This is a genomic window from Amycolatopsis rifamycinica (genome assembly GCF_000695625.1).
Lineage (GTDB): Bacteria > Actinomycetota > Actinomycetes > Mycobacteriales > Pseudonocardiaceae > Amycolatopsis > Amycolatopsis rifamycinica.
Window position 1 is genome coordinate 18,448 of the sequence record NZ_JMQI01000019.1, and the last position, 25,772, is coordinate 44,219.

27 protein-coding genes are annotated in these 25,772 nt (G+C 74.0%); 10 read left to right on the forward strand and 17 right to left on the reverse strand.

Annotated elements, in window-relative coordinates; all coding sequences use genetic code 11:
• Positions 1-17 precede the first annotated feature (17 nt).
• Together DV20_RS45770 and DV20_RS09105 are read right to left on the reverse strand one after the other, a co-directional pair.
• Entirely contained in the window at positions 18-191 is a 174-nt protein-coding gene (locus DV20_RS45770; protein ID WP_167344367.1) for a hypothetical protein, read from the reverse strand.
• Between the two features lie 58 nt (positions 192-249).
• Positions 250-858: a DUF3156 family protein gene (locus tag DV20_RS09105; protein WP_043778342.1), complete on the reverse strand. Its 609-nt coding sequence runs from the start codon at positions 856-858 to the stop codon at positions 250-252.
• 107 nt (positions 859-965) lie between these two features.
• On the opposite strand from DV20_RS09105, the gene DV20_RS09110 reads away from it, so the two are divergent.
• On the forward strand, positions 966-1,397 hold the full coding sequence (locus DV20_RS09110; protein ID WP_043778344.1) for an Hsp20/alpha crystallin family protein: 432 nt from the start codon (positions 966-968) through the stop codon (positions 1,395-1,397).
• Between the two features lie 104 nt (positions 1,398-1,501).
• On the opposite strand, the gene DV20_RS09115 is transcribed toward DV20_RS09110, so the two are convergent.
• Both DV20_RS09115 and DV20_RS09120 read right to left on the reverse strand, forming a co-directional pair.
• Positions 1,502-1,948 carry a nitroreductase family deazaflavin-dependent oxidoreductase gene (locus DV20_RS09115; protein WP_235190755.1) on the reverse strand — a complete coding sequence of 149 codons (447 nt, stop codon included), beginning with the start codon at positions 1,946-1,948 and terminating at the stop codon, positions 1,502-1,504.
• A 334-nt stretch (positions 1,949-2,282) separates the two neighbouring features.
• Positions 2,283-2,645 (reverse strand): ArsR/SmtB family transcription factor, encoded by a 363-nt coding sequence (locus DV20_RS09120; RefSeq protein ID WP_043778500.1) that lies wholly within the window; start codon positions 2,643-2,645, stop codon positions 2,283-2,285.
• Between the two features lie 55 nt (positions 2,646-2,700).
• On the opposite strand from DV20_RS09120, the gene DV20_RS09125 reads away from it, so the two are divergent.
• A complete protein-coding gene (locus DV20_RS09125; protein WP_043778346.1) occupies positions 2,701-3,699 on the forward strand; it encodes a cation diffusion facilitator family transporter in 999 nt (332 codons plus the stop codon).
• Between the two features lie 82 nt (positions 3,700-3,781).
• Here the strand turns inward: DV20_RS09125 and DV20_RS09130 are convergent, their stop codons facing one another.
• Both DV20_RS09130 and DV20_RS09135 read right to left on the reverse strand, forming a co-directional pair.
• Entirely contained in the window at positions 3,782-4,981 is a 1,200-nt protein-coding gene (locus tag DV20_RS09130; protein WP_043778348.1) for an MFS transporter, read from the reverse strand.
• Positions 4,978-5,754 (reverse strand): DeoR/GlpR family DNA-binding transcription regulator, encoded by a 777-nt coding sequence (locus tag DV20_RS09135; RefSeq protein ID WP_043778349.1) that lies wholly within the window; start codon positions 5,752-5,754, stop codon positions 4,978-4,980. Before DV20_RS09135 ends, DV20_RS09130 begins: the two co-directional genes overlap by 4 nt.
• Before the next feature lie 123 nt (positions 5,755-5,877).
• On the opposite strand from DV20_RS09135, the gene DV20_RS09140 reads away from it, so the two are divergent.
• Both DV20_RS09140 and DV20_RS09145 read left to right on the forward strand, forming a co-directional pair.
• Positions 5,878-6,465, forward strand: coding sequence for a TetR/AcrR family transcriptional regulator (locus DV20_RS09140; protein WP_043778351.1), 588 nt, complete (start codon positions 5,878-5,880; stop codon positions 6,463-6,465).
• Between the two features lie 54 nt (positions 6,466-6,519).
• A complete protein-coding gene (locus DV20_RS09145) occupies positions 6,520-7,290 on the forward strand; it encodes an aminoglycoside phosphotransferase family protein (protein ID WP_051735865.1) in 771 nt (256 codons plus the stop codon).
• Between the two features lie 29 nt (positions 7,291-7,319).
• Here the strand turns inward: DV20_RS09145 and DV20_RS09150 are convergent, their stop codons facing one another.
• Both DV20_RS09150 and DV20_RS09155 read right to left on the reverse strand, forming a co-directional pair.
• Positions 7,320-8,429: a Gfo/Idh/MocA family protein gene (locus tag DV20_RS09150; RefSeq protein ID WP_043778352.1), complete on the reverse strand. Its 1,110-nt coding sequence runs from the start codon at positions 8,427-8,429 to the stop codon at positions 7,320-7,322.
• The gene (locus DV20_RS09155; protein WP_043778353.1) at positions 8,426-9,160 is read right to left on the reverse strand and encodes a sugar phosphate isomerase/epimerase family protein; all 735 of its coding nucleotides are present in this window, start codon (positions 9,158-9,160) and stop codon (positions 8,426-8,428) included. Before DV20_RS09155 ends, DV20_RS09150 begins: the two co-directional genes overlap by 4 nt.
• A 209-nt stretch (positions 9,161-9,369) precedes the next feature.
• Between DV20_RS09155 and DV20_RS09160 the strand changes: the two genes are divergently transcribed.
• The gene (locus DV20_RS09160; protein ID WP_043778354.1) at positions 9,370-9,561 is read left to right on the forward strand and encodes a hypothetical protein; all 192 of its coding nucleotides are present in this window, start codon (positions 9,370-9,372) and stop codon (positions 9,559-9,561) included.
• An 84-nt stretch (positions 9,562-9,645) separates the two neighbouring features.
• Positions 9,646-10,500 (forward strand): SAM-dependent methyltransferase, encoded by an 855-nt coding sequence (locus DV20_RS09165; protein WP_043778357.1) that lies wholly within the window; start codon positions 9,646-9,648, stop codon positions 10,498-10,500.
• Between the two features lie 63 nt (positions 10,501-10,563).
• Here the strand turns inward: DV20_RS09165 and DV20_RS09170 are convergent, their stop codons facing one another.
• The 9 genes from DV20_RS09170 to DV20_RS09210 all read right to left on the reverse strand — a co-directional run bounded on the left by DV20_RS09170 (position 10,564) and on the right by DV20_RS09210 (position 21,220).
• The gene (locus tag DV20_RS09170; protein ID WP_043778359.1) at positions 10,564-10,914 is read right to left on the reverse strand and encodes a CU044_2847 family protein; all 351 of its coding nucleotides are present in this window, start codon (positions 10,912-10,914) and stop codon (positions 10,564-10,566) included.
• An 18-nt stretch (positions 10,915-10,932) separates the two neighbouring features.
• A complete protein-coding gene (locus DV20_RS09175; RefSeq protein ID WP_043778360.1) occupies positions 10,933-12,237 on the reverse strand; it encodes an ABC transporter substrate-binding protein in 1,305 nt (434 codons plus the stop codon).
• Positions 12,237-13,352 (reverse strand): hypothetical protein, encoded by a 1,116-nt coding sequence (locus DV20_RS09180; RefSeq protein WP_043778363.1) that lies wholly within the window; start codon positions 13,350-13,352, stop codon positions 12,237-12,239. Before DV20_RS09180 ends, DV20_RS09175 begins: the two co-directional genes overlap by 1 nt.
• Entirely contained in the window at positions 13,349-14,776 is a 1,428-nt protein-coding gene (locus DV20_RS09185) for a VWA domain-containing protein (RefSeq protein WP_043778365.1), read from the reverse strand. The genes DV20_RS09180 and DV20_RS09185 overlap by 4 nt, the downstream gene beginning before the upstream one ends.
• 4 nt (positions 14,777-14,780) lie before the next feature.
• The gene (locus DV20_RS09190; protein WP_043778368.1) at positions 14,781-16,964 is read right to left on the reverse strand and encodes a serine/threonine-protein kinase; all 2,184 of its coding nucleotides are present in this window, start codon (positions 16,962-16,964) and stop codon (positions 14,781-14,783) included.
• Positions 16,961-18,514 (reverse strand): trypsin-like peptidase domain-containing protein, encoded by a 1,554-nt coding sequence (locus DV20_RS09195; RefSeq protein ID WP_235190756.1) that lies wholly within the window; start codon positions 18,512-18,514, stop codon positions 16,961-16,963. Before DV20_RS09195 ends, DV20_RS09190 begins: the two co-directional genes overlap by 4 nt.
• 447 nt (positions 18,515-18,961) lie before the next feature.
• Positions 18,962-19,933 (reverse strand): ABC transporter permease, encoded by a 972-nt coding sequence (locus DV20_RS09200; protein WP_043778370.1) that lies wholly within the window; start codon positions 19,931-19,933, stop codon positions 18,962-18,964.
• On the reverse strand, positions 19,930-20,814 hold the full coding sequence (locus tag DV20_RS09205) for an ABC transporter ATP-binding protein (protein WP_043778373.1): 885 nt from the start codon (positions 20,812-20,814) through the stop codon (positions 19,930-19,932). The genes DV20_RS09200 and DV20_RS09205 overlap by 4 nt, the downstream gene beginning before the upstream one ends.
• Positions 20,815-20,824: 10 nt before the next feature.
• Complete coding sequence (locus tag DV20_RS09210; RefSeq protein WP_043778375.1) at positions 20,825-21,220, reverse strand: GntR family transcriptional regulator; 396 nt, start codon at positions 21,218-21,220, stop codon at positions 20,825-20,827.
• Between the two features lie 109 nt (positions 21,221-21,329).
• Here DV20_RS09210 and DV20_RS09215 point away from each other — a divergent pair, with 109 nt between their 5' ends.
• The 4 genes from DV20_RS09215 (at position 21,330) to DV20_RS09230 (ending at position 25,768) form a co-directional block, all read left to right on the forward strand.
• Positions 21,330-22,103: a cyclase family protein gene (locus DV20_RS09215; RefSeq protein ID WP_043778376.1), complete on the forward strand. Its 774-nt coding sequence runs from the start codon at positions 21,330-21,332 to the stop codon at positions 22,101-22,103.
• Entirely contained in the window at positions 22,100-23,719 is a 1,620-nt protein-coding gene (locus tag DV20_RS09220; protein WP_043778378.1) for a thiamine pyrophosphate-binding protein, read from the forward strand. The genes DV20_RS09215 and DV20_RS09220 overlap by 4 nt, the downstream gene beginning before the upstream one ends.
• A gap of 90 nt (positions 23,720-23,809) precedes the next feature.
• Complete coding sequence (locus DV20_RS09225; protein WP_043778379.1) at positions 23,810-24,793, forward strand: hypothetical protein; 984 nt, start codon at positions 23,810-23,812, stop codon at positions 24,791-24,793.
• Between the two features lie 261 nt (positions 24,794-25,054).
• Complete coding sequence (locus DV20_RS09230; RefSeq protein WP_043778380.1) at positions 25,055-25,768, forward strand: FadR/GntR family transcriptional regulator; 714 nt, start codon at positions 25,055-25,057, stop codon at positions 25,766-25,768.
• Positions 25,769-25,772: the final 4 nt, after the last annotated feature.

Below are 25,772 nucleotides of genomic sequence, written 5' to 3' on the forward strand. Positions count from 1 at the left end.
CGTCTGGGGTGCTGCGGTCAGACCGTGTCTTCGGGCTTGCGGCGCCCCAGCGTCGCTTCCGGATGCTCGGTGCGGCGGTCGGAGTCGCGCAGGACCTCGCGGGCCTGGCCCTCGGGGTCGGCGCTGTCCACCGCCTGCTCTTCGGGCAGCAGCTCGGCCCGGGTTTCCGTCCGGTCAGGGGTGTCGTCCATGCCTGGTGACTACCCGGTCCTCGGCGATCTCAGACACGCGGTCTCCGGGCGAACCCGGTCAGTCGCGTGAGCGGCGGTTGCCGGCGGCGTCGCGGCGCAGCTGGTCCGTGCGGGCCGAGATCTCGCCGAGCTGCTCGGCCAGCCCGGCGTGCGCGCCGGTCAGGTGCGGCCGGGCGGCGGCCAGCGGCGGGAGCAGCGTCGCCGGGTCGTCGTCGCCGAGGGCCGCGCCGAGGCGGTCGGCGCTCTCCTGCGCGGCCGGGCCGAGCCCGTCGAGCGCGCTGACGCGGCCGGCGAGCTGGCGCAGGATCGCGGAGTTGCGGCGGGCCCAGTCGGCGACGGCCCGGTCGCCCGCGCGCCGGTCGCGTTCCGCGTCGACCCGGGCTTCGCCCGTCTTCTCGCCGGTGTGCGAGGGCTGCAGCCGCAGGTAGCGCCGTTCGGCGGCCTGGCGGCTGGCGACCCCCAGCGCGGGCGCGAGCGCCACCCAGCTGGTGCCGGCCGCCCTGGCCGCGGTGATCAGCTCCGGTTCCCAGCTCGCGAGCTCCTCCCGCAGCCGCCGCAGGCCGGACAACGCGGCCAGCACCTGATCCTGCTCCGCGGCCCCGGCCCGGGCGGCGGCCACCACCTCCTGGATCCGGCGCAGCGCGCCGGTGGGATCGATCCCGTCCATCACGTCATCCTTTCGACGACCCATGTCTTGTCATCGTTTTGACGACATGCTAGAACAGACCCGCGTGTTGACACCAGAGCTGTCAAGTTTCCAGGAGGTGGATCCCGATGTTGATGCGCACCGACCCGTTCCGCGACCTCGACCGGTTCGCCCAGCAGGTCTTCGGCGCCGGCACCTGGTCGAAGCCGGCCGCGATCCCGATGGACGCCTACCGCGCCGGCGACGAGTTCGTGGTGTGCTTCGACCTCCCCGGCGTCGACCCCGGCGCGATCGAGCTGGACGTCGAGCGCAACGTCCTCACGGTCAAGGCCGAACGACGGCCCCTGCCGACCGGGGACGACGTCCGGATGCACGTCTCCGAACGGCGGCTGGGCGTGTTCTCCCGCCAGCTCTTCCTCGGCGACACCCTGGACACCGAGCACATCACCGCGAACTACGACGCCGGGGTGCTGACCGTCCGCATCCCGATCGTGGAAAAGGCGAAGCCGCGGCGCATCGAGATCGACGGCACCGGCGACCGCGACCAGATCGAGGCTTGACTCCCGGCGGGGGCGGGCCGGGCGCACGTCCGACCCCCGTCCGTGCGTCGCTCCCATGGCGCGGGGTGGCGACGGAGGGGCGCTGGAGCGGGACCGCCGCTGACTCAGGACCGCTCGACGCGGAAGACCGCGATGCGGTCCGCGGCCGCCGCGACGGCGTCCGGCGTCGCCCCCTCCGCCAGGCCGGTCGTCACGAACCGCTTCCCCACGCTCGCCGGGCTGGTCTCGACCAGCCGGCGCAGCACCTGACGCCGCTGCGCCACCGGCAGTTCGGTCAGCCGCGCGGCCGACGAGCGGCGGCCGCGGGTGAGCGTCACCTCGCCGGCGGCTCGCACGTTCGCCACCCAGGCCGCCTTCGGGTAGGCCTGGACGATGTAGTGGTGCCCGTCGATCGGGTTGACGGCGATCGGGAACGTGCGCGGGACACCGGTGCGGCGTCCGGGCACGGTGAGCAGCTGCATCGGGCCGAAGGCGACGCCGAGCCGCTGCAGGCCGACCACGATCTTGTTGCCGGTGTTGACCATCCGGCGGTAGCTCTGTGCTGTTGTCATGCCCCGACGGTACACGAAATCATATGAAACTCGTATGATCTGATTTCCATAATTTACTCGCGTTCGGGGCCGGGCTTCGGGTCCGGCGGCAACGGGTCCGGCACGGGAACACCGGGGTCCGGCAGCGGCCGGGCCGGTCCCGGACCCGGCGGCCCCGGCTCCGGGACGATGGGGTCGGGCTGGATCGGGCCGGGTGGCACCGGGGGTGCGGTCGACATCGTCTTCCCTCCGCCACGCTGCGCCACCCGCGATCCGGGCGGCGATCACCTCGGGGCTACCCGCTGCGGCGGCCCGCGGAAACCCGGCCCCGGACCGCTCCGAGGATTCCGCGGGGTCAGCCGGACCGCGGGTGGTGGGCGTGGTCGCCCGCAGGGATGTCGCGGTCCACGTGGTCCGCGTGGTGCAGGGCCTGGGCCAGCAGGCCGCGGACGTGGTTGTCCGCCGCCGAGTAGTACACGAAGGTCCCTTCGCGGCGGCCTTTCACCAGGCCCGCCAGACGCAGCTTCGCCAGGTGCTGGCTGACCGCCGTCGGGGCCGCGCCGGCCAGTTCGGCCAGGCAGGCCACCGAGGACTCGCCCTGCAGCAGGGCCCACAACACCTTGATGCGGGTCGGGTCGGCCAGCAGGCGGAACGACTCCGCGGCCAGGTGGACCTGCTCTTCGGTGGGCATGTCGAACTCCGGCAGCGACGCGTGCATGGTCACAACCTTACTACTTGCGTATCTGCGTGCTTGCGCAGATAAACTGGCTCTCATGACCGGTCACGGACACCCACACGGGCACGGCCACGGGCACCGCCACTCGCGGTGGCGGCCGCACAGCCACGACAGCGCCGACCGCGTGGACCACGCCCTCGAAACCAGCCGGCGCGGGGTGCGCGCGCTCGTGTGGTCGTTCGCCGCGCTGTCGCTGACCGCCGTCGCGCAGCTGGTGCTCGTGCTGATCACCGGCTCGGTGGCGCTGCTGGGCGACACCATCCACAACTTCGCCGACGCGCTGACCGCCGTCCCGCTCGGCGTCGCGTTCCTGCTCGGCCGCCGTGCCGCGACCCGCCGCTACACCTACGGTCTCGGCCGCGCCGAAGACCTGGCGGGCGTGGTGGTCGTGCTCGTCGTCGCGGCTTCGGCGGCGATCGCCGGCTACGAATCGGTGGCGCGGCTGCTCGACCCGCGGCCGGTCGCGCACCCGTGGGTGGTCGCCCTGGCCGGCGTGATCGGCTTCGTGGGCAACGAACTCGTGGCGCGCTACCGGATCAAGATCGGCCGCGAGATCGGCTCGGCCGCGCTCGTCGCCGACGGGCTGCACGCCCGCACGGACGGCTTCACGTCGCTCGCGGTCGTCGCCGGCGCGGCGGGCGTCGCGTTCGGCTTCCCCGCGGCGGACCCGATCATCGGCCTGGTCATCACCGTCGCGATCCTGTTCGTCCTGCGAGACGCCGCGAAGGAGGTCTTCCGGCGGCTGCTGGACGCCGTCGACCCGGCGTCGGTCGACCTGGCCGAACGAACCGCCCTGGCGGTCGACGGCGTACTGGGGGCCCGGGACCTGCGGATGCGCTGGATCGGGCACCACCTGCGGGCGGAGCTGGCGGTGACGGTGGCGGCGGACCTGACCGTCGAGGCCGCCCACGCGCTGGCCCACGAGGTGGAACACCGGTTGCTGCACACGATCCCGCGCCTGACCGCGGTGGTGATCCACACCGAACCGGCCACCGGCGCGGAGCGGGCGCACGAAACCGTCGCCCACCATCGCTAGGCGCGGCCGAGCGCGTTCGATCCACACCCCGGCCGCACCTGGCCGGGGAGGCCGGCGCGCACGGTCGCAGCGGGCCGCCCGCTCAGCCGACGGGCTGCTCCGCCGGTTCCGGCTTCGGGCTGAGGATCCCGGCGAACACCGCCGCCAGCACGCACAGCACCACCGGCACCGCGAACGTGACGTTCAGCGGCATCCACCGCGTCAGGCCGCCGATCAGCGCCGGGCCGGCCAGGAGCCCGACGTACCCGAGGCCGACCACCCGGGCCATCAACGCTCCCGAGGCCCGCGTGTCCAGATTGCCCGCCGCCGTGAACAGCTGCGGGACGCCGCCCGAGAGGCCCAGGCCGAACAGCGCCCAGCCCACCAGGGACAGCGGGACCCACGGGGCCGCCGCGGCCGTCGTCAGGCCGATCGCGGCCAGGATCGCTCCGTAGCGGACGATCGCCGCCGGGCCGGACCAGGCCGCGACGCGGTCGGTCAGGAAGCGGCCGGTCGTCATCGCCACCGCGAACGCGCCGTACGCCAGCGCCGCCGTGGACGCCGAGGTGCCGAGGACCTTTTCCATGTGCAGCGCGGCCCAGTCGTTCGCGACACCCTCCGACAGCATGAGGGCCAGCGCCAGCAGGCCGAGCAGCCAGACCGTGCGGCCCGGGGTCCGGCGGCGCCCGGCCGGCGCCGCTTCGGCGGTGTCCGCGGCCCCGGCGGACGGCGCGTCGGCCGGCTCCATCAGGAACCGCGCCGACAGCACGGAAAGCACTACGCAGACCAGGCCCGTGCCGGTGAGCGTCACGCCGGTGGCGACGCCCGCGCCGAGCGTGGCCGCGCCGATGACCGCGGCGATCGCGCCGCCGATCGACCACATCGCGTGGAACGCCGCCATGATCGGGCGCGGGTAGGCCCGCTCGACCACGACCGCGTGGGAGTTCATCCCGACGTCGATGGCGCCGTTGCCGAAGCCGAAGAAGACCAGCGCCAGCCCGAGGGTCCACCACGAATCCGCGAACCCGGGCCCGCACACCGCGAGGCCGAGCAGCACGCCGGCGGCCGGCACGAGGCGCCGGTGCCCGAACCGGTCGACCAGCGGACCGGCCAGCTGCATGCCGGCGAACGCCGCGCCGCCGAGCACCAGCAGCAGCGCGCCCAGCGTGCTGTGCGAAATGCCCGTCGCGCGCTCGACGTTCGGGATGTGCACCACCCACATGCCCATGGCGAACCCGTTGAGGCCGAAGAACATGAAGGTCGCGAACCGGGCGGCACGCGGGCGGGTCGGGACGGTCGTCATCGGCTCTCCAAAGGAACGGCGACGTGCACCAGCACGCCACGCTCGGCCAGCGCCGCGCGCGGGCCCTCGGGCGCACCGGGATCGGTGATCACCACATCCGCGCGATCGGCGGGACAAACACAGGCGAGCGCGGACCGGCCCCACTTGGCGCCGTCGGCGAGCACGATCGTGCGGGCCGCGACCTCGAGCGCCGTCCGCTTGACCTCGGCGTCGGCCAGGTCGAACGCCGTGAAGCCGGCCTCGAGGTCGAACGCGCAGGGGCTCAGCACGGCGACGTCGAAGCGCAGGGCGCGCAGGGACGCCAGCGTCAGCGGGCCGACCAGGGCCTGCTCCCCCGGCCGCGGTTCGCCGCCGGGGAGCAGGAGGCGGATGCCGGGGGCCTCGGCCAGCTCGCGGGCCGCGTGCAGCGACAGCGGCATCACCGTGATCGCCCGGCCGCGCAGCAGCCGGGCCAGTTCCAGGGCCGTCGTCCCGCTGTCGAGGACGATCGTCTCGCCGTCGCGGATCAGCTCGGCCGCCGCGGCGGCGATGGCGCGCTTGGCCTCGATCGCGGAGGTCGCACGGGCCGCGAACGGCGGCTCGATCCCCGACGGGGACGCCGGGACCGCGCCGCCGTGCACCCGGCGCAGCACGCCCCGGGCGGCCAGCTGGTCGAGGTCGCGGCGGACGGTCATCTCCGACGCGCCGGTCGCTTCGGCCAGCTCGGCGACGCCCACCTGGTCGGTGTCGCGCAGCCGCTCCACGATCACCCGTTGCCGTTCCGCGCTCTTCACGCCGTGATGCTCGCAAGCCGGCCGAGATCGCACAACCCGTTTGTTCGTTCGCTCACGTGCCTTGTGCGAGCTACCGCTGCGGCATGATGGTGCCGTGCACGCCGCCGAGACCACCGCGACCCCGTGACCGGGGGCTACCTGAAGGGCCGGATCCGCCGCGAAGACATCATCACGGCGGCGGCCTCGGCGTACGGCGAGCTCGGCTACCACGGCTCGTCGCTGCGGGAGATCGCCAAGCGCGTCGGGATCTCGCACGCCGGCCTCCTCTACTACTTCCCCACCAAGGAAGCCCTGCTCGCCGCCGTGCTGGAACGCCGGGACGCCGAGGACACCGAGCGCGAGCAGCTCGCCGCGCCACCCGGGCTCGAAGTCCTGCGCCACTTCGTCGCGCTCGCCGAGCACAACGTCCGCCACCCCGGGATCGTCGACCTCTACTCGCGCCTCGCCGCGGAAGCGGTCGCCCCGGACCACCCGGCGCACGAGTACTTCGTCCGCCACTACCGGGCCGCGCGGGACGGCGTCCGCGAGTCGTTCGAAGCCCTCGCCGCCCGCGGCGAGCTGCGGGAGGGCGTCGAGCCCGGGATGGCGGCGCTGACGTTCATCGCGCTGATGGACGGCCTGCAGGTGCAGTGGCTGACCGTGCCGGGCGACGTCGACCTGGTCGGCTCGCTGCGCTGCCACCTGCAGAACCTGCTCACCGTCCCGCTCTGAAGGGCGGGAAAACGGCGGCGGGAAAGACGGCGGCCGCGGGTAGGGTTCGCTCGCGTGACCGGGGACGACCTGCTGCAGGACCAGCCGCACCGGCGGGTGGTGCGCATCGGCGACACCGTCCGCAGGCCCACGTACCCGTGGTCGCCGGCGGTCCACGCTCTGCTGCGGCATCTGGAGGCCGTCGGCTTCCCGTACGCACCGCGCGTGCTGGGCCTCGACGCGGACGGCAACGAGGTGCTGACCTACCTGGAGGGCACATCGGGCCCCGAGGGCTGGGCCGAGGTGACCGGCGACGCCGGCCTGACGAGGTTCGCGCGGCTGCTGCGGGACTACCACGACGCGGTGGCCGGCTTCCGGTCGCCCGACGGGCTCGCCTGGTTCACCGGCGAACGCGGCACGAGCGGCCACGAGGTCATCTGCCACGGCGACTTCGGTCCCTGGAACGTCGTCTGGCGAGGCGGGCAGCCGGTGGGCATCCTCGACTGGGACTACGCCCGTCCCGGCACCCGGATCCACGACGTCGCCTACGCCCTGGAGTACGTCGCCCCCTTCCGGGACGACGCCGAGTGCCTGCGGTGGCTGCGTCATCCCCGGTCTCCCGATCGGCGGCACCGCCTGGAGCTGTTCGCGAGCGGCTACGGCCTGACGTCCACGGCGGGCCTGGTCGATGCCGTGATCGAAACCCAGCGGGACGGCATCGACCAGGTCCGGAAGCTGGCCGCCGCGGGAATCCAGCCCCAGGTCGACTGGGTCGCCGGCGGCTTCCTCGAGGAGTTGGCGGACCGGGTGGCCTGGAGCCGGGCCCACCGGCATCTCTTCGAGTAGGCGGCGGGCACGGTCGCGTCGCGGCCGGCTCAGGTTTCCCCCAGAGTCTTCGCGTACGGGTCCCACTCCGGCGGCAGCAGCGGCGGGACGTCGACGCTGCTGGTGACCTCCACGCTCTGCCCGCGCGTCATGGACTCGTCGATGGCCAGCATCGCGTCGAGCACGTGGTAGGCCAGCTCGCCCGACGCGCGTTCCGGCACCCCGGCCCGGATGGCCCGCGCCAGTTCGAGCGCGCCGGTGCCGCGCGAAGCCGCGTGTCCCCGGGGCGCCAGCTCTTCCGGCTCGTCCCGGTCGAGCAGGAGCAGCCGGGTCGGCCGGTCGAACCGGTTGGGGTCCGGCAGCACGGCGGTGCCGAGGGTGCCGGTCAGCTCGACCAGCCCGCCCCGCTCGAGCGCCGAGTCGAAGCTCAGGACCAGCTGGGCCGAGGCGTGCTCGAACTCGACGAGCGCGGTGACCGTGGTCGCCACCGACACCGGGAACTCCGTGCCTGCCCGCGGCCCGGACCCGACGACCCGCGTGTCGCGTGCCCGCCCGCCGGCCCCGGTGACACGCCGGACCGGGCCGAGCAGGTGCACCAGCGCCGTGAGGTAGTACGGGCCCATGTCGAGCAGCGGCCCGCCGCCGGGCTGGAAGTAGAACTCCGGTGCCGGGTGCCACCGCTCCGGGCCCGGCACCTGGAACAGGGCCAGCGCGGTGAGGGGACGGCCGATCCGGCCCGCCTCGACGGTGCGGCGCGCGGTCTGCAGCGCGGCGCCGAGCACGGTGTCCGGCGCGCTCGCCACGCGGAGCCCCTTCTCCCGGGCGCGGTCGAGGAGCTTGCGGCCGGTCTGGCGGTCCAGGGCCAGCGGCTTCTCCGTCCACACGTGCTTGCCCGCTTCCAACGCGGCGAGCCCGACGTCGGCGTGTGCGGCCGGGACGGTCAGGTTGACCACCAGCTCGACGTCCGGGTCGGCCAGCAGCTCGGCCACCGTGCCCGCCCGCGGCACGCCGTACTCGGCGGCGCGCGCCGCCGCGCGCCCGGTGTCGAGGTCGGCGACCCGCACCACGCGGACGTCCGGGAAGGCGGTGAGGTTTTCGAGGTAGGTGCCGCTGATGACGCCGGTGCCGATGATCCCGACGCCGACCGGCCCGCCGGTCACCGGCCCGCCCCGGTCAGGTAGGCGTGGCTGGCGGCGAGGGCTTCGAAGAGGTCGCCGTCGAAGGCGTCGAACTCGACCACGCGCAGGGCGTCCGGTGCCGCGGCGAGCACGTCGGCGACCGGCACCCGCCCCTGGCCGGCCGGGACCTGGCCGGTGGCGTCGGTGGCCAGGCCGCCGTCCTTGACGTGGATGGCCCGCACGCGGTCGCCGAGCCGGCGCAGCAGCGCGGGCGCGTCTTCGCCGCCCGCGGTGGCCCAGTAGGTGTCGATCTCGAGGGCGACCGCCGGGTCGAGCTGCTCGGCGAACACTTCGAGGGCGCTGCGGCCGTCGATTCGGGATGCCAGCTCCCACCAGTGGTTGTGGTAGCCGGCGCGGACACCGTGCTCGGCCGCGAGTTTCGCGGCGGCGTTGAGCGCCTCCGCGGTGGCCGCGATGCCGGCCGGGTCCTGCCAGCGCTCGGCCGGCACGAACGGGTCGATCACCAGGCCGATGCCCAGCTCGGCCGCGGCGGCGAAGACGGCGTGCTGGTCGGCGCCGAGCAGCTGGGCGTGGGCGGTCGGGGCGGTCAGGCCGTTGGCGGGGAGCCCGGCCCGCAGTGCTTCGGCGTTCTCGACGACGCCGTACGGCTCGACCTGCGTGAAGCCGATCGCGGCGAGCCGCCGCAGGGTGTCGGCGGGATCGGCCGCGAAGGCGTCGCGGACCGAATACAGCTGTACGGAAGGCACGCTCATCCCCAGTTCCTCCAGCTCCGGTGGCGGCCGTCCGCCACGGCTCCTCAATTTCTACCACCTGGTCAAAATTGTGCCCAGGGATTTTCCGACCGGTCCACCGGACGGCCGCGCGCGTGCCACGGCTCACGCCGCACGGCGTTTTGGCCGGCCGCCGATGGGGCAGTAACGCCAAGAGCAGGCAGCCAGGGCCGATCCGGGAGGTGCCGGTAGTGGACAGGGCAGGGGACGAAAGGGACACGGAGGCCGCCGGGCGCCCGTGGTCCCGTCGCGACCTGACGGACCTGTCCGAGGCCGCCCGCGACCTCGACCGGCGGATCGAACAGCACCTCGAGCGGCTGCGCCGGGAACGCGCCCAGCGCGCCGCCGACATCCCCGGCCAGCGGCTCCGGCCCAGCGGCTAGCCGGCGGACCTCGCCTTCACCGCGCGGACGCGACCTACTACGCTGGGTGGCCCACGCCGCACGCCGAAGTCCTGCGAGGTCGCCATGTCCGGCACGCCGTCAGCGCTGTCCCCGAGCCAGACGCCGGTGGGGGTGGACCCCGCCCGGCCGAGCATCGCGCGGATCTACGACGGGTTCCTCGGCGGCCACAACTTCTACGAAGTCGACCGCGTGGTGATGGAGAAGATCCGCACGGCGGTCCCGGAAGCGGTGGACATCGCCCGCGGCAACCGCGGGTTCCACAACCGGGCACTGCGGATGCTGGCCGGCCAGACGAAGATCCACCAGTACCTCGACTGCGGGTCCGGGCTGCCGACGGCCGAGAACACCCACCAGATCGTGCAGCGCATCGACAAGGACAACACGGTCGTCTACATCGACAACGACCCGGTGGTCCTCGCCCACGGCCGCGCCCTGCTGGTCGAAAACGACTTCACGCACATGGTCGAGGCCGACATCTTCAAGCCGCGGGAAGTCCTGGGCCACGAAGGAGTGCTGCGGCACGTCGACTTCACCGAGCCGGTCGCGCTGCTGCAGGTCGGCACGATGCACCACTACGAGGGCGACGGCGTCTTCGACATCATGCGCGAGTACATCGACGCGCTGCCGTCGGGCTCGTACGTGGTGCTTTCGCACTTCTACGACCCGGAAGTGCCGGAGCTGACCGAAATCGCCAAGCGCATCGAGCAGATCCTGGTCTCCGGCCCGCTCGGCGCCGGCCGCTTCCGCACCCGCGCGGAGATCGAAGCGATGCTGGACGGCCTCGAACTGCTCCAGCCGAACGCGACGTCGAAGCCGGGCATGGCGGTCTGCGACGAGTGGTGGCCGGACGGCCCCCGGCTGACGCCGCTCAGCGACTCGGCCAGGTGCGTCGCCGGGGTCGTCGGCTACAAGCGGTAACCGGACGGCGGCGGCTCATCGAACGGGTCGCCGCGCCCGCCGGCCTCGCGGGTCCAGGCAGCCTCACGCCTCCGGTTCCTCGGCGGCTTCTTCGGCCGGCGGCACCCCCTCGCGCAGCCACTTCAGCTTGACCTCGAACTGGCCCTGCAGCCCGGTGCGCGCGATCACCGCGCCGGCCTGGGCGTCGAGTTTGACGCCGAACTTGAGTTCCACCTCGTCCGGGCCCAGGTCGCGGAACTGGGCCAGTGCGGCGGACGCGGCCGCGCGGACTTCGCTCAGCGCGTGCTCGAACGTCGTGGTCGCCTTGCGCAGCACGCCCGAGGGCGCCGCGGCCTGCTCCAGGCCGGGTTCCCCTTCGACCTCGACGACCACCGAACCGCCGTCGGCCAGCGGGAACCGCACGAACTCCTGCACCGGATCTCCTTCTCTCCACTAAGAGCCTGCTCCTGAGCACGGCAGGTCGAGCCGCTGTTCCGGGCCGATGCCCTTGCGCACCTGTTCCAGCTGCCCGAGCAGGGTGGGCAGCCGGTCGGGGCGGGCCAGGTACTCCAGCACCGCCTGGTAGAACGCGCTGGTCATCGCCGAGGGCATCAGGTCCGACGCGTCGAAGCAAAGTTCGCCGCCGCCGGCGAGGGTCGTCGCGATCCGCCGTGCCACGTCGCTGCCGTAGACGTTCTGCCCGACGAGGCCCTGGTGCACCGAGAACGCGGTCCCGCCGGACGGCCAGATCCGCTGTCCCTCCTCCCCGGCGAGGTAGGCCATGAGCCGGCGCGCGGCGGGGGTGTCGCGGAACATCCCGGCGAGGTCGGCCGAGACCTCGGACGGCCCGGCGCCGCCGGAGCCCGGGAACGGGAAGAACCGGAAGTCCCGGTCGGGGACGGGCGGCCCGCCGGGCCGCGGGACCGCGCTGTACCCGCCGATCGCGAACGAGGCGAGGTGCTCCAGCGCGCAGCCGGGCGGGTCGGCGAACATGGCCCGGCCGGCGTCGGCGAACGAAGTGAGCAGCGCCGCCGTTCTGCCGCCGCGGACCGTGCCCGGCGCCAGGACCAGCGTGCCCCAGCTCTGCCACGCGTCCACCACCGCCGGGTCGGTCCAGGCCAGCCGGCCGGCCGCCCAGTCGCTGTAGACCCGCGGCCCGGCGCGGTGCAGCAGGATGTCCTCCAGCCAGTCCGTCCCGGGGAACCCGGAGTTCGGCGGGGCGCCCATGCCGAGGCACCACGGCGGCTGCCCGGCCGCGGCCATCCGCCGGGACACCGCCACGAGCTCGTCCCAGGTCTCGGGCACGGGTCCGGTGAAGGTTTTCGGGGTGTACCAGACGATGCTCTTCAGGTCGGCCTTCACCGCGACCGCGTACACCGCCTTGCCGCCGAGCTGCTGCAGCTTCAGCCACTGCGAACTGTAGGCCGCGGTGGCTTCCGCGCCGAGGACGGCATCCAGGGGCTTCAGGTGACCCGAACGCGCGTACCCCGCTAGTTCCGCCGGTTTCGACAGCACCGCCACGTGGGGCGGGGTGCCCTGCTGCAGGTCGCCGCGCAGCACCTGGTCCTGCGCACGGGTGCCCTGGTAGCGCACGGGAATCCCGGATTCCCGGGTGAACCCGTCGAGCACCCGCTGGAACGCCGCCTGCTCGTCGCCGGTGAACGGCCCCAGCACCGTGACCTCCTCCGTGCCGCTCCCGGCGGAACACCCGGACAGCAGCAGGACGACGGCCATCGCCAAGCCGGAGCAGCGCTTCATCACGGCTCTCTCCTCGCGCGGAACCGGTATTCGTCGAGGCGGGGTTGCAGGCCGCCCACCGCCAGGACGCCGATTCCCGCGGCCAGCACGGGAATCCCGTAGCCGAGCACCTCGGTCCAGCCCGGTTCGGTGAGCCCCGGCCCCAGCAGCACCGCCTCGTCGGCCTCGGCCGACGGCGCGGCCGCACCGGCGGGCGGGGCGGTCGCCGCGGCGGCGAACGCGGCCACGGTGTCGCCGCACGCGGCCGCTCCGCCCGGTCCGCACTGTTCCACCAGCACCCGGGCGAGCATCGACTGGGCTTGGGTGGCGGCGGCCGTGGTGGCCGTGGACCGCGCGTCCACGGTCCGCTCCAGCGCGGCGCCGCTTCGCCGCGCGTCCGACTGGATTCCCAGCAGCAGTGCCGTTCCCGTGCCCAGCAGCACGCACGCCGCCGTGGCGGCCAGCAGCGCGGTGTTCACCGTGCGCCGGAACCGCCGGGCGAGGAACCGCTGGGTCCACGCCAGCGTGCCGAGCAGGACGACCAGCGGCAGTGCCCAGAGCAGCGTGATCGCCGGGTCCAGCCAGTCGGCGCCGAGCTGGCCGTCGAGCGCGGCCCGCTGGGCGGCTTCGAGCCGGTCGAGCTGCGCGAGGATGCCGTTCTGCGGTGCGGTCAGCAGATCCGACGCCGACAGCAGGTTGCTCGCCGCGAGCGGGCCGCCCCCGTCCTGCCGGAAGTGGACATCGGCCTGGCCGATGAAGCCGTTGTAGGCCGGCAACAGCCCTTCGATCAGCCGGAGCGTCCGGCTGCCCGCTTCGCCGGCCGCGTTGTGCTCCGCGACCTGGGCGAGCTGCTGGCTGGCCAAGGCGATTTCGTCCTCGTACTGCTCGCTGGGGCCGGTCAGTCTCGCCTGGCCGCCGTGGAACGCGGCCACCGCGGCGCCGTGCGCGGCCACGATCGCCCCCTTGGCCAGCGACACCTCGAGCACCGCGGGCGCGGTCCGCTCGCGCACCTCGGCGATGCTGGCCCGCAGGCCGAGGAAGGTCGCCAGGGCCGCGCCCAGCACCAGCACGCTGCCGGCCACCAGGCCCAGCCGCAGCCACCACAGGGTCTGCCGGGTCGTGCTGGTCGCGGTCACGAAGGCGCTCCGGCTTCGAACAGTTCACCACAGTGCCCGCACCGCTTCGCCGTCGGCCGCGCCTTGTGTCCACAGTGGACGCACTCGCGCGGGGCGCCGCCGGCTTCGGGCGGGGCGGCGACGGCGACGGGTTCCGCCCCGCCGGTGTAGGTGGAGAGGGTCGAACCGAGCACCAGGGAGAAGCCGTCGCGCGGGCGCACGCCGTCCTTGACCACGACGGTGCCGTCGTCGCGCACGTCGATCAACCGGCCCAGGCGCTTGAGGATCTCCGCGTTGCCCAGCTCGGTCGCCAGCCGGACCGCGGTACCCCACTCGCGCGCCGCCGTCACCCGGTCTTCGCGCTCGAAGGCGTCCCAGCCCGCCCGGACGGCGCGGCCGAGCTCGGCCTGCCCCGTGACGCGGGCGACGTTGTCGTCCGGCACGCTGGACAGCGCCAGGTCCTCGGTCAGGTAGCCGACGACGGCCTGCTGTTCGGCGACGGCCTCGTCGGCGCCGGCGAAGAGGCCGACGGTACCCAGCAACCGGTCCTCGTACCGGGTCAGCTCCCCCGTCCCGACGTCGAGGCAGAGGTGGTACTCGCGCAGTTCGTCGCCCCACGCCCCGGTGGGCAGCTCGAACACCCGGCCCTCCGTCCGGCACTGCGCGGTGAGGTCGACCTCGGCCGGGAAGACCTGCTTGACGAACCGAAGCCGGCTGTAGGGCATCGTGGTCATCCGCAGCCGCAGGTCCGGCACGGTCCGGCCCATCGCCTGCTCGACCAGGCGCCGGAAGTCCCCGGCGAGCTCGGCGTCCTCCAGCACGGCGTCCGCGCTGCCGCGCAGGACCGACGCGATGCGCTGCAGGTCCCGGGGTTCCCAGTCGTCACCGATGCCCCGGGCGTCACAGGCGAACCGGCCGCGGCAGCGGCCGAGCGCGGCCTCCAGCGCGCCCGCGCGGTCGGACTCGTTCTTGCCGTCGGTGAGCAGGACGGCGTGCCGGATGGTGGCCGGGGTCTTGTCGAACAGGTCCCGGGCCAGGTCCAGCCACGTGCTCATCGCGGTGCCGCCCCCGGCGATCAGCTCGGCGGCCGCGGCCTTCGCCTCGTGGCGGGTCCGCTCGCCGGCCACCGCCAGCGGCGGCGCGGGCGGGTACACCAGCCGGGCGCGCCCGGTGCACTCGACCACGCCGAACAGCACGCCGTCCCGCAGCGAGCCGATGGCCGCCCGGCAGGCGTGCCGCGCGGCCTCGATCTTCGTCGGCGGCCAGTCCATCGAGCTGGAGCAGTCCACCAGCAGCAGCTCGGCGGTCGGCGGCGGCCCGGTCGCGGCGGCACCGGCGTCGCCCACCCGCACGGTGACGACGACGTCCATCCGGTCGTCGGCGGGCGCCAGGTACTTGTTCTGGCTCAGCTGGAGGGTGAACGACGGGCGGTCCCGCTCGGGCATCCGATCACCTTCTCGTCTTCGGCCGGACGGAGTTCGCGAGGTCGACCAGCACGCCGTGGGAATTCCGGTCCGCCGCCCGCTCGGCGAGCCGGCGCAGGGACTGCTCCAGCAGCGACCGCAGGCCGCGTTCGGTGACGTGCTCGCCGAGGAGCGCGCCGCCGTTCCAGGCTCGGCCGGTGTCGAGCTCGGGCAGGCCGGCCAGCGCCGCCTCGCGGACCAGTGCCTCCAGCCGGTCCTGGGCCTCGCGGTCGAGGTAGAGCTCGGGCAGCCGCCGCGCCGCGTCGGCGAAGTCGTCGCGGTCCGGTGGCCCGGACGGCAGCCGGCCGGCGCGGATCCGCACGGCCGCGATCCGCGCGGCGTCGTAGTGGCGCGAGATCGGCGGCACGGCGTCGAGCAGGGCGATCGCGGCGTCGCGGCCGTGGGCCCGCAGGTAGCAGCGGGCCAGCCCGAAGGCGGCGCTGACCTGGGTGTGGTCGCGGTGCCACACCGAGCGGTAGCAGCGCTCCGCCGGTTCGATCTGCCCGCGCAGTTCGGCGCAGAACCCCAGCGCCAGCTTCGGCGCGATCTCACCGGGCCAGCTGCGGTGCACCCGGTCGAACGCGGCCGCCGCCTGTTCGGCGTCGTCGCGGGCCAGCGCCAGCAACCCGTGGTGCCAGGCCGCCCGCCAGTCGCGCGCGGCCTCGGTCCCGAGCAGCTCTTCGGCGTTCACCAGTGCCGCGGCCGCGGCATCCGAGTCCCCCAGTGCGACCAGCGCCCGCGTCCTGGCGAACGCGATCTCCACCGAGCGCTCGTCGAACATCGCGAGCTTGTCCAGCCAGCGGTGCGGCCCGGGCGCGCCCGCGGCGGCGATGAACCCGGCCGCGACGTCCTCGGGGGCGACCCGCGGGATCGGCAGCCGGCCGGCCCCGTCGGCGGCACCCGGCAGGCCGAGGTCCAGCGGGCCGTCGGCGCGTCCGCCGCCCACCCAGTGGTCGAGGCCGGGCACCGCGCCGAGGCCGTCGTCGAGCAGTTCCGCGGTGTCTTCGAACAGCGCCGACGGCACCGGCCGCGGCCGTTCGTCGCGCAGCGAAAGGATCTCCCGGCGCACGCCGTCGAGCTGCTCGGCCATTTCGGCCGCCGTGGCGAACCGCCGCTCGAACGGCGCGACGGCCCGTTCGAGCACCCGCCGCAGTGAGTCGAGGCCGCCGGCGACGCGGTCCGGGTCGGCGTCTTCGGCCGCGGCTTCGAGCAGCACCTGCAGCGTCCGGCCCACGGTGTACAGGTCCGACCGCACGGTCAGGCCGTGCCGGGCCAGCTCGTGCGCCGGCGCCTGGAACCCTTCGGTGCCGACGCTCGGCCCGGTGCCCTCGCCGATCGGGCGCGCCGCGCCGAGGTCGATGACCGTGACCCGCTTGTCGCCGTGGATCACGTTCTCCGGCTTCATGTCGCAGTAGAGCAGGCCTTCGCCGTGGAGGTAGTCCAGCGCGCCGAGGATGGCGCGGCCGTAGACGATCACGTGCTCCACCCGCGGGGGCGGCCCCTGCTTCAGCAGGTCACGCAGCGACCGCCCGCCGACGTACTCCATCACCAGGTAGGTGTCCGGTTCGCCGCCGGGCGCCGGGTGCTCGACGAAGTCGTTGACGCGCACGATGTTCGGGTGGTTGAGCCGGACCAGCACGTCGCGCTCGACCCGCGCCATCGCGCGCAGCACGGCGCTGCCGCTGTTGATCACGCCCTTGATCGCGACGTGCTGGCCGGCGAGCGCGGTGTCGGCGGCCAGGTACACCCAGCCGAGCCCGCCCCGGGCGAAGCAGCCGAGGACTTCGTAGCGGTCGCCGAGCCGCTCGCCGCGGTTCAGCTTGGGCAGGAAGGAGAAGCGCTCGCCGCAGTTTTCGCAGAACCCCTCGGCGAACGCCGGTTCGCCGGCGTAGGCGCGGCCGACGGGTTCCCCGCAGTGGCCGCAGAACCGGTGCTGCTCGGGGTAGTCGGTGTCGGCGAGGACGAGCTTCTCCGGGTCCGGCACCTCGATCGCGGGCAGCGACTGGAAGTCCGCCTCCCCGCTCCAGAGCTCGACGCTGCGCCGGGTGCTCTCGGGGGCCGGCCCGGACGCGGCCGGCGGCTCGGCGGGCACCCGGCGGCGGCCGCACACCTCGCAGAACCCGATCGGCCCGACCGGACGGCCGTGGCACCACGCCGTTTCCGTGGTCACGCGCCCTCCAGCCGGCGGCGGACCGCCCGCACGTACCGCTCGACCAGCCCGGCCGCGACCTCCGACTCGTCCGGGCGTGTGGTCAGCGCCGCCATGGCCGGCCGGTAAAGCTCGGCCAGTTCCTCGTCCTCCATCAGGCCCGCGTCGGTGGCTTTGGCGTTGTAGCCGCGCAGCCGCCCGTGCAGTTCGTCGTGCCGGGCGGCCACGGCGTCGAGCTCGGCGCACAACCGGACCAGCTCCCACCGGGCCGCTTCCGCGTCCCGTTCGGTCGCCGCCAGTGCCCGCCGCACCCGGCCCGGTTCGATCCGCTCGCCCGCCGAGCGCAGCGCGGCCAGCCGCAGGCGCAGATCCGCGGAACCGCCGGGCACCGCCGTCCGCGAGCCGAGCCGGGCGACCCGCTCGCGGGTGCGGTCCTCCTCGTGCTCCACCATGTCGACCAGCAGCGCCAGCCGGTCCAGGCGCCGGGCGTTGCGCTCGGTCTCCCAGCGCCGGGCCAGGCGCACCCCCGGCGAGTCGGGTCCGCTGAACTGGACCAGCACGGTGGCGCCCCGGTCCACCAGCGGCCGCACCACGGTGGTGAGCACTTCCTCCGGCGCGCGGGCGTCTTCGACACCGGTGACCGCCACCGCGACGTCCTCGGGATGGGTCTCGAGCACGGTGAGGACCTCCCCGGTGCTGATGCCGGCGCTGACGTGTTCGGCCACCTCGCCCGCCGTCTTGCCGGTCGCGTCCACGATCGCGTCGAGCCGGTCGGCGGGGGCCCGGCCCCCCGCCGGCGGACGGACCCCGCGGCGCTCGCGCCGCACCTGCGCCAGGAAGTCCTCCCGGACGGCCGAACCGCGGTCGCCGAAGACGACGATCAGCGGCCCGGCCGCGGGCCGCGGCGGCTCGCCCACCCACCGCGCGACGTCCGGCACGTGCCGGACGATCACCTCGACCGGGATCAGGTAGGCCAGGCCCGCGCGTTCGTCGGTGTACTCGGTGACCACCATGCCGAGGACCGCACCGGTCGCCTTGTCGATCACGCCGGCGCCGCTGAACCCGCGCCGCACCCGCTCGCCGGGCAGCGGCGAGTTGAGCTGGATCCATTCCCCGGCGGCCCCGGCCGGGCCGGCCAGCTCGGCGTTGTTCACCCAGACGCCGTAGCGGTGCGGCGGCGGGAAGCCGTAGGTGTAGACCACCCGGTGGCGTACCGCGCCCAAGCGCACCAAGGGTGCGCCGGGCACGTGCGGGAACGCTTCGGCGAGGTCGAGGAGGGCGATGTCGCCCCGGCCGTCCTCCGAGGGCGGCACCCAGCACCCGGGCCGCACGGCGGCGAGCGTCTCGGGCATGCCGTCCAGTCCGACGAACCGGACCAGCACGTGCGCCCCCGAAAGCGCTTCCTCCCCCGCGGCCCGCACCACGTGCGCGCAGGTGAGCACCGTGGATTCGCCCAGCAGCATCCCGGCGCCCAGTGCCCGGCCCGACGAGTCCAACAGGCATACCCGCCACGGTTCCGGGTCCCCCGCGCGCCCCTCGTGCCCCTCGGCAGAACCGTCGTGCTCCCTCACCGGGTGCGACCTTACGACCCCGCACCGGTGCTTGGGGCGGGATCGCCCGCTTACCCCGCCAGATCACCCGATCGGCCGCCGAACTCCGCGCCACCGTGGGGAATTCACGAAACCGCGGCGGCTTCCGGCGGGCGGTGTCAGGCGATCGCGCGCAGCCGACGGGCGGTGTCAGGCCATCGCGCCCAGCCGACGAGCCCTGTCAGGCCACCGCGCCCAGCCGGCGAGCGGCATCAAGCGATCGCGCGCACCCGACGAGCGGTGTCAGGCCATCGCGCGCAGCCGGCGAGCAGTACCAGGCCACCGCGCTCAGCCGGCGAGCGGTATCAAGCGATCGCGCGCACCAGACGAGCGGTGTCAGGCCACCGCGCGCCGCCGACGAGCCGTGTCAGGCCACCGCGCCCAGCCGACGAGCCGTATCAGGCCACCGCGCGCACCCGGCGGGCGGTGTCAGGCGATCGCGCGCAGCCGGCGGAGGGCGAAGAACACCAGCGCCGCCGTCAGCACCACGAAGATCCCGGTTTCGATGCCCTGGAAGAGCCAGAACCGGTCCCCCGGCTGGTACTGCAGCCAGTTGACCGCCCCCGGGCCGGCTTGGGCGTCGGCGCAGCCGCCGGGCGGGCACGGGCCGATCTGCGCGTCCGGCCGGACCAAGTCCCCGGCCGCGTTGCGGACACCGACGTCCATCACCCAGTTCCCCGACGCCGGGTTCGGCGTCTGCCCGCCGGCCGGGGAGAACGTGAGGCTCCGCGCGGGCAGGTACCGCGGCCGGGCGAGGACCTCGATCGCGACGCGGACCACCGCGAACCCGGCCACGGCGGTGGCCATGGCCGGCAGGACCTTCCGCCAGTGGGTCCCGGCGAAGACGCCCAGCGCCAGCGCGAACAGCGTGTACGCGATCGGAACGATCCCCTGCACGTCGAACGCGAGGTAGCCCAGCCGGCCGGTGCTCGCGCTCACCAGCGGCCGGAACCACCACGACACGCCCAGCGCGTAGCCGACGGACAGCACCGTGGTCATCGCGCCGACCAGGCCGAACCCGGCCAGCGCCCACCGCAGGCGGGTCACCCCCTGCGTCCACACGAGACGGTGGGTGCCCTGCTCGACCTCGCGGGCCACCAGCGGCGCGCCGAAGAACACGCCGACCAGCGCCGGCAGGACCACGAACAGGACGGCGACGAACACCATGCCGCCGAACTCCTGCTGGAACTGGTGGCCGAGGCTTTCGCACCGCGCGACCGCGTCGGTCTGCGTGATCATCGACGCGTCGCCGAGCGCGGACCGGCAGGCGCCGAGGCCGAGGCTGTCGAACTTCGCGTGCATCGCCAGTCCCGTCGGCACCATCACCGCGGCGAGCGCGGCCAGCGCGGCGAGGGTGAACAGCGCCTGCCTGCGGTGCTGGCGCCAGATCAGCCACATCATGCCGGCACCTCCCACGCGGACGCGGGGACCCGGATTTCCGCGTCGGCGAGGTATCCCAGCACCACGTCCTCCAGGGTCACCGCGTGTTCCGTCCACAAGGGATCGATCGGGCCGGCGCCGCGGCGGACGAGCAGCGTCGACTGGCGTTCGGTGTGGCTCGCGCGGACCACCTCCGCCACCCCGGCGATGGATTCGCTGCCCGCCCGCGGGCCGGTGAGCGTGCAGTGGCCGGCGAGCAGCTCGTCGACCGAACCCGCCAGCCGGACGTGGGACCGCTGCAGGACGACGAGGTGGTCGCAGCTGCGTTCGAGGTCGGCGAGCAGGTGCGAGGACAGCAGCACGGTCGTCCCGCTCTCGGCCACCGCACCCATCAGCGTCTGCATGAACTCCCGGCGGGCGAGCGGGTCGAGACTGGCGATGGGTTCGTCGAGCAGCAGCAGCCGCGGCCGTTTCGCCAGGGCCAGGGCCAGGGCGACCTGGGCGCGCTGGCCGCCGGACAGCTTCCCCACCGGCTTGTCCGGCGGGATACCGAGCACGGCGAGCCGGTCGCGGGCCAGGGCGGCGTCCCAGCGGCGGCGGTTCAGCTTGCCGCCCATGGTGACCAGCTCCGCCGCGGTGAAGTCGCGGTAGAGCGGGGTGTCCTGCGCGACGAACCCGATGTCCGGCAGCGCGGACCGCGGCTCGCGGCCGAAGACGCGCACCTCGCCCGCGTCGGGTTCCAGCAGGCCGACGACCAGGTGCAGCAGCGTCGTCTTGCCCGCGCCGTTCGGGCCGACCAGCGCGGCGATCCGCCCGGCAGGCACCTCCAGCGCGCAGTCGCGCAACGCCCAGGTGCGGCCGTAGCGCTTGCCCAGCGCCGCGGCTTCCACCGCCAGTTCCATTCCGGACTCCCTACGACAGGTCGCGCGGCACCCGGGTGCCGCGGATCGTGGTTTCGATGAGCGCGGCGATGTCGTCGGGCGACATCCCCGCGGATTCGGCGCGCTCCAGCCAGGCCACCAGCTCGTCGCGCAGCTGCCCCTGGTGCCCCAGCGAGGGGCCGGCCAGGCTGCCGGTGACGAACGTGCCCACCCCCGGCCGGCCTTCGGCCAGCCCTTCCAGCACCAGTTCGCGATAGGCCTTGAGCACGGTGTTCGGGTTGATCGCCAGCGCCTCGGCCACGTCCCGCACCTTCGGCAGCTGGTCGCCCGGCCGCAGCAGGCCGACGCGCAGCGCCTGCTTCACCTGGACGACGAGCTGCATGTACGTGGCGACCCGGGAACGGCCGTCGAGCACGAACTCGATCACCCTGCCTACCCTCCTATTGTCTTACGACATTAATACAACACCTGACGGCGCCCGGCTGTCAAGGCATAGAGTTCCCGATCGGGACACCCACCGGCACCGGGAGGCACGCATGTCGTTGTTGGACGAGCTCGGCCAGGCGATCGCGGGCGGGACGGTCGAGATCGTCGACCTGACCGCTCCCCTGAGCTCGAGCACGCCGGTCCTGCGGCTGCCGGAGCCGTTCGCCAACACCATCCCGTTCCGGCTGGAGGAGATCAGCCGCTACGACGAGCGCGGCCCGCGGTGGTACTGGAACGACATCCACACCGGGGAGCACACCGGTACGCACCTGGACGTCCCGGTGCACTGGCTGTCCGGAAAGGACGGTCACGACGTCTCGCGGGTGCCGTTGAAGACCCTGGTGGCGCCCGCGGTCGTGCTCGACTTCTCGGCGCGGGCGGCCGAGGACGCGGACTTCCTGCTCTCGGTCGACGAAGTCCGCGCCTGGACCGCCGAGCACGGGCCGCTGCCGGACGGTGGCTGGCTGCTCTACCGCACCGGCTGGGACGCGCGCAGCGGCGACCAGGAGGACTTCCTCAACGCCGACGAAACCGGCTCGCACACCCCCGGCGTCTCCCCCGAGTGCGCGCGGTGGCTGGCCGAAGAAACGCCGATCACCGGCCTCGGCGTCGAGACCGTCGGCACCGACGCGGGACAGGCACCCGGCCTCGATCCGATGTTCCCCTGCCACGAGCTGCTGCTGGGCGCCGGGAAACACGGCCTGACACAGCTGCGGAACCTCGCGTCGCTGCCGCCGACCGGCGTGCTGCTGCTGGTCTCGCCGCTGCCGATCGTCGGCGGCTCGGGCAGCCCCGCCCGCGTGCTCGCCCTGGTGGAGCGGTGAACGTCGCCGAACTCGTCGGCCGGACCCTGGCCGGCCTCGGCGCGGGCACGGCGTTCGGCGTGGTGGGCAGCGGCAACTTCGCGGTGACGAACGCGCTGCGGGCGGGCGGCGTCCGGTTCGTCGCCGCCCGCCACGAAGGCGGCGCGGCGAGCATGGCCGACGCGTACGCCCGGATGAGCGGGCAGGTGTCGGTGCTGTCGCTGCACCAGGGGTGCGGGCTGACCAACGCCGTCACCGGGATCACCGAGGCCGCCAAGAGCCGGACGCCGATGCTGGTGCTCACCGCCGACTCCGCGGGCGCGTCGGTGCGGTCGAACTTCCGGATCGACCAGGACGGCCTGGCCGCGGCGGTCGGCGCGGTGCCCGAGCGGGTGCACTCGGCCGGGAGCGCGGTGGCCGACACGGTGCGGGCGTTCCGGACCGCGCGGCAGCAGCGCCGGACGGTGGTGCTGAACCTGCCGCTCGACGTCCAGGCCGAGCCGGCGCCTTCGCCGGCCGAGCTGCCGGACATCCCGGGCCCGGCTCCCGTGCGACCGGACGCCGCCGCGGTGGCCGCGGTGGCGAACCTCCTGGCGGCCGCCGAGCGGCCGGTGTTCATCGCCGGCCGCGGCGCCCGCGGGAGCCGCGAGCCGTTGCGGGAGCTGGCTTCGCGGTGCGGCGCGTTGCTGGCGACGTCCGCCGTGGCGCACGGGCTGTTCCACGACGACCCGTTCGCGCTGGGGATTTCGGGCGGCTTCGCGTCGCCGGTGGCGGCCGAACTGATCGTGGGCGCCGACCTGGTCGTCGGCTGGGGCTGCGCGCTGAACACGTGGACGACCCGGCACGGGAAGCTGCTCAGCCCGCACGCGAAGCTGGTCCAGGTCGACGTCGAGCAGGCCGCGCTCGGCGCGCACCGCCCGGTCGGCCTCGGTGTCGTCGGTGACGTCGGGGCCACCGCCGCCGACGTGCTCGCGGTGGCGCCCGCGCGTGAGGGTTACCGCACCGGCGAGGTGGCGGCCCGGATCGCGGCGGGCCGCTGGAACGACGTCGAACACGAAGACCTCTCCGGTGACGGCCGGATCGACCCGCGGACGCTGAGCAGGCTGCTGGACGAGCTGCTGCCGGCCGAGCGGATCGTCTCGATCGACTCGGGCAACTTCATGGGCTACCCGAGCGCGTACCTGTCGGTGCCCGACGAGCACGGGTTCTGCTTCACGCAGGCGTTCCAGAGCATCGGCCTGGGCCTGGGCACCGCGATCGGCGCGGCGCTCGCCCGGCCGGACCGGCTGCCGGTGCTGGGCACCGGCGACGGCGGGTTCCACATGGCACTGTCCGAACTGGACACCGCCGTCCGGCTGGGCCTGCCGCTGGTGGTGGTCGTGTACAACGACGCGGCCTACGGCGCCGAAGTCCACCACTTCGGGGACGCCGACCTGACGACGGTCCGCTTCCCCGACTCCGACCTCGCCGCGATCGCCCGCGGCTTCGGCTGCGCGGGCCTCACCGTGCGCACGGCCGCGGACCTGGAACCGGTGCGCGAGTGGCTGGCGGGTCCCCGCACGGCCCCGCTGGTGATCGACGCCAAGATCGCCGACGACGGCGGCTCGTGGTGGCTGGCCGAGGCGTTCCGCCACTGACCCGGCCTTGACACGGTCTTGGACCACCGCGATGCTGACCGAGTTGTCTTACAGTCGTAGGACAGTGGGGGAACTATCCGAGGAGCTCTCGTGCGACTCTTCCTGGCCGCTCTCGCGGCCATCACGCTGCTCGCCCCGCCGGCGGACGCGGCGCAGCAGCGTCCCGACCCGGCGACCGCGGTGCTCGCCGCGTTCGACCACCACGCGATCGTGGCCAAGTCCAGCCCGGACGTGGGCCCGTTCGTGTTCGACCTGATCCGCGACCCCCGGTTCCCGGCCCGGGCGAACGACATCGCGGTGGAGTGCGGCAACGCGCGTCTCCAGCCGCTGCTGGACGCCTACACCGCCGGGGCCGACGTGCCGGACATCAGCAGGGTGTGGCGGGACACGACGCAGCCGAGCTGCGGGTTCTCGACCTTCTACGAGCAGCTCTTCGCCCTCGTGCGGCAGGTCAACACGACACTGCCCGCCGCGCGGAAGATCCGGGTCCTGGCCACCGATCCGCCGGTCGACTGGAGCCGCGTGCACGCACCGGCGGACCTGGAGCCGTTCCTGGACCGGGACGCCTCGATCGTGTCGGTGGTGGAGAGCCAGGTGCTCCGGAAGAACCGCAAGGCGCTGATGCTCTTGGGCTTGGGCCACCTGACGCACGACGGAGGCAGCGGCGCGGTGGCCCAGCTCGAGCGGAAGTACCCCGGAGCGGCGTACGTGCTCGCCGACCACCGCGGGTTCACCACGGACAACGCGCGGCTGGAGCGACGGCTGGGCGCGTGGCCGGCCGTGGTGCCGTTGCCGGGTTCGTGGCTGGGATCGCTGGAGACGACGTACTTCCCGCTCGACCGGGACTATCCGCCGGGCACGCGCGGCTACCCGGGTGTGGACGCCTACCTGTACGAAGGCCCGGCGGATCTCCTGCTGCGCGAGCCGTTGTCGGCCCGGGCGGTCCTGGACACCGCGTACCTGACCGAACTGCGCCGGCGGGCCGCGGCGATCGACGCACCGCCGGACTCGATCGAGTGGCCGGAGACGTTCTTCGAGCGGGAACGCACGTCGGGGGTCCTGCTGCGCGGCTGAGCGGGCCCCGCCGTCACGGGTTCCCGGCCGGGGCGGCGAGGTCCAGGACCCACGCGCTCCACGCCGTGCCGGCGCGCCGGCCGGGCAACTCGAGCGAATCGAGTCCGTGTGCGTAAGCACACGACGCAAGACATCACATGTCTCGGAGCTCTGCCCCGGTCGAAACTGGTGAATCAGCCAAAATCAGCCGCGATGAGCGCCTCCTTGACGGCCATACATCATATGACTGCTAAAGTGATGGTGAGCTGCGCGAGGAGAGCCATGGCGAAGTCGTTGACCGACGAAGCGATCGACCGGATCCGGGAATTCGTCCGGTCCGGCCGGTTCCCGGCGGGCTCCAAGCTGCCCCCCGAACACGAACTGGCCACCGAGCTGGGCATCTCCCGCAGCCCGACCCGGGAAGCCGTGAAGGCGCTCGCACTGGCCCGGGTGCTCGAAGTCCGCCGCGGCGACGGCACGTACGTCACCAGCCTCGCGCCGAGCCTGCTCCTGGAAGGCCTCGGCAACGCCGTGGCGCTCATGCAAGGCGGCAGCGTCCTCGAGCTCACCGAGGTGCGCCGGCTCCTCGAGCCCGCGGCGACCGGCCTGGCCGCCACCCGGATCACCGACGCGCAGCTGCGGACCGTCGGCGAGCTGCTCGACGCGATGCACGACGCGGTCGAGGACGTCGAACGCCTCACCGTGCTCGACGCCGCCTTCCACCGGGCGGTCGTCACCGCGACGGGCAACGAGACCCTCACCGCGCTGCTGGACGGGATTTCGTCCCGGACGCTGCGCGCGCGGGTCTGGCGCGGCACCGTCGAACGCGGCGCGACGCACGTGACGCTGTCGCAGCACAAGGCGATCTACGACGCGCTCGCCGACCGCGACCCCGCGGTGGCCACCGCGGCCGCGCTGATGCACGTCGACACCTCCGAACGCTGGCTGCGCGCGCACCTGGCCGAGGTACGGGAGCTCGACGGCCGATCGCCGTGACCGG

Bases quoted from the DNA above. Each gene is read 5' to 3' on its own strand.
- DV20_RS45770 (WP_167344367.1), bottom strand. From the start codon at position 191: ATGGACGACACCCCTGACCGGACGGAAACCCGGGCCGAGCTGCTGCCC.
- DV20_RS09105 (WP_043778342.1), bottom strand. From the start codon at position 858: ATGGACGGGATCGATCCCACCGGCGCGCTGCGCCGGATCCAGGAGGTG.
- DV20_RS09110 (WP_043778344.1), top strand. From the start codon at position 966: ATGTTGATGCGCACCGACCCGTTCCGCGACCTCGACCGGTTCGCCCAG.
- DV20_RS09115 (WP_235190755.1), bottom strand. From the start codon at position 1,948: ATGACAACAGCACAGAGCTACCGCCGGATGGTCAACACCGGCAACAAG.
- DV20_RS09120 (WP_043778500.1), bottom strand. From the start codon at position 2,645: ATGCACGCGTCGCTGCCGGAGTTCGACATGCCCACCGAAGAGCAGGTC.
- DV20_RS09125 (WP_043778346.1), top strand. From the start codon at position 2,701: ATGACCGGTCACGGACACCCACACGGGCACGGCCACGGGCACCGCCAC.
- DV20_RS09130 (WP_043778348.1), bottom strand. From the start codon at position 4,981: ATGACGACCGTCCCGACCCGCCCGCGTGCCGCCCGGTTCGCGACCTTC.
- DV20_RS09155 (WP_043778353.1), bottom strand. From the start codon at position 9,160: ATGAGCGTGCCTTCCGTACAGCTGTATTCGGTCCGCGACGCCTTCGCG.
- DV20_RS09165 (WP_043778357.1), top strand. From the start codon at position 9,646: ATGTCCGGCACGCCGTCAGCGCTGTCCCCGAGCCAGACGCCGGTGGGG.
- DV20_RS09175 (WP_043778360.1), bottom strand. From the start codon at position 12,237: ATGAAGCGCTGCTCCGGCTTGGCGATGGCCGTCGTCCTGCTGCTGTCC.
- DV20_RS09185 (WP_043778365.1), bottom strand. From the start codon at position 14,776: ATGCCCGAGCGGGACCGCCCGTCGTTCACCCTCCAGCTGAGCCAGAAC.
- DV20_RS09200 (WP_043778370.1), bottom strand. From the start codon at position 19,933: ATGATGTGGCTGATCTGGCGCCAGCACCGCAGGCAGGCGCTGTTCACC.
- DV20_RS09205 (WP_043778373.1), bottom strand. From the start codon at position 20,814: ATGGAACTGGCGGTGGAAGCCGCGGCGCTGGGCAAGCGCTACGGCCGC.
- DV20_RS09215 (WP_043778376.1), top strand. From the start codon at position 21,330: ATGTCGTTGTTGGACGAGCTCGGCCAGGCGATCGCGGGCGGGACGGTC.
- DV20_RS09230 (WP_043778380.1), top strand. From the start codon at position 25,055: ATGGCGAAGTCGTTGACCGACGAAGCGATCGACCGGATCCGGGAATTC.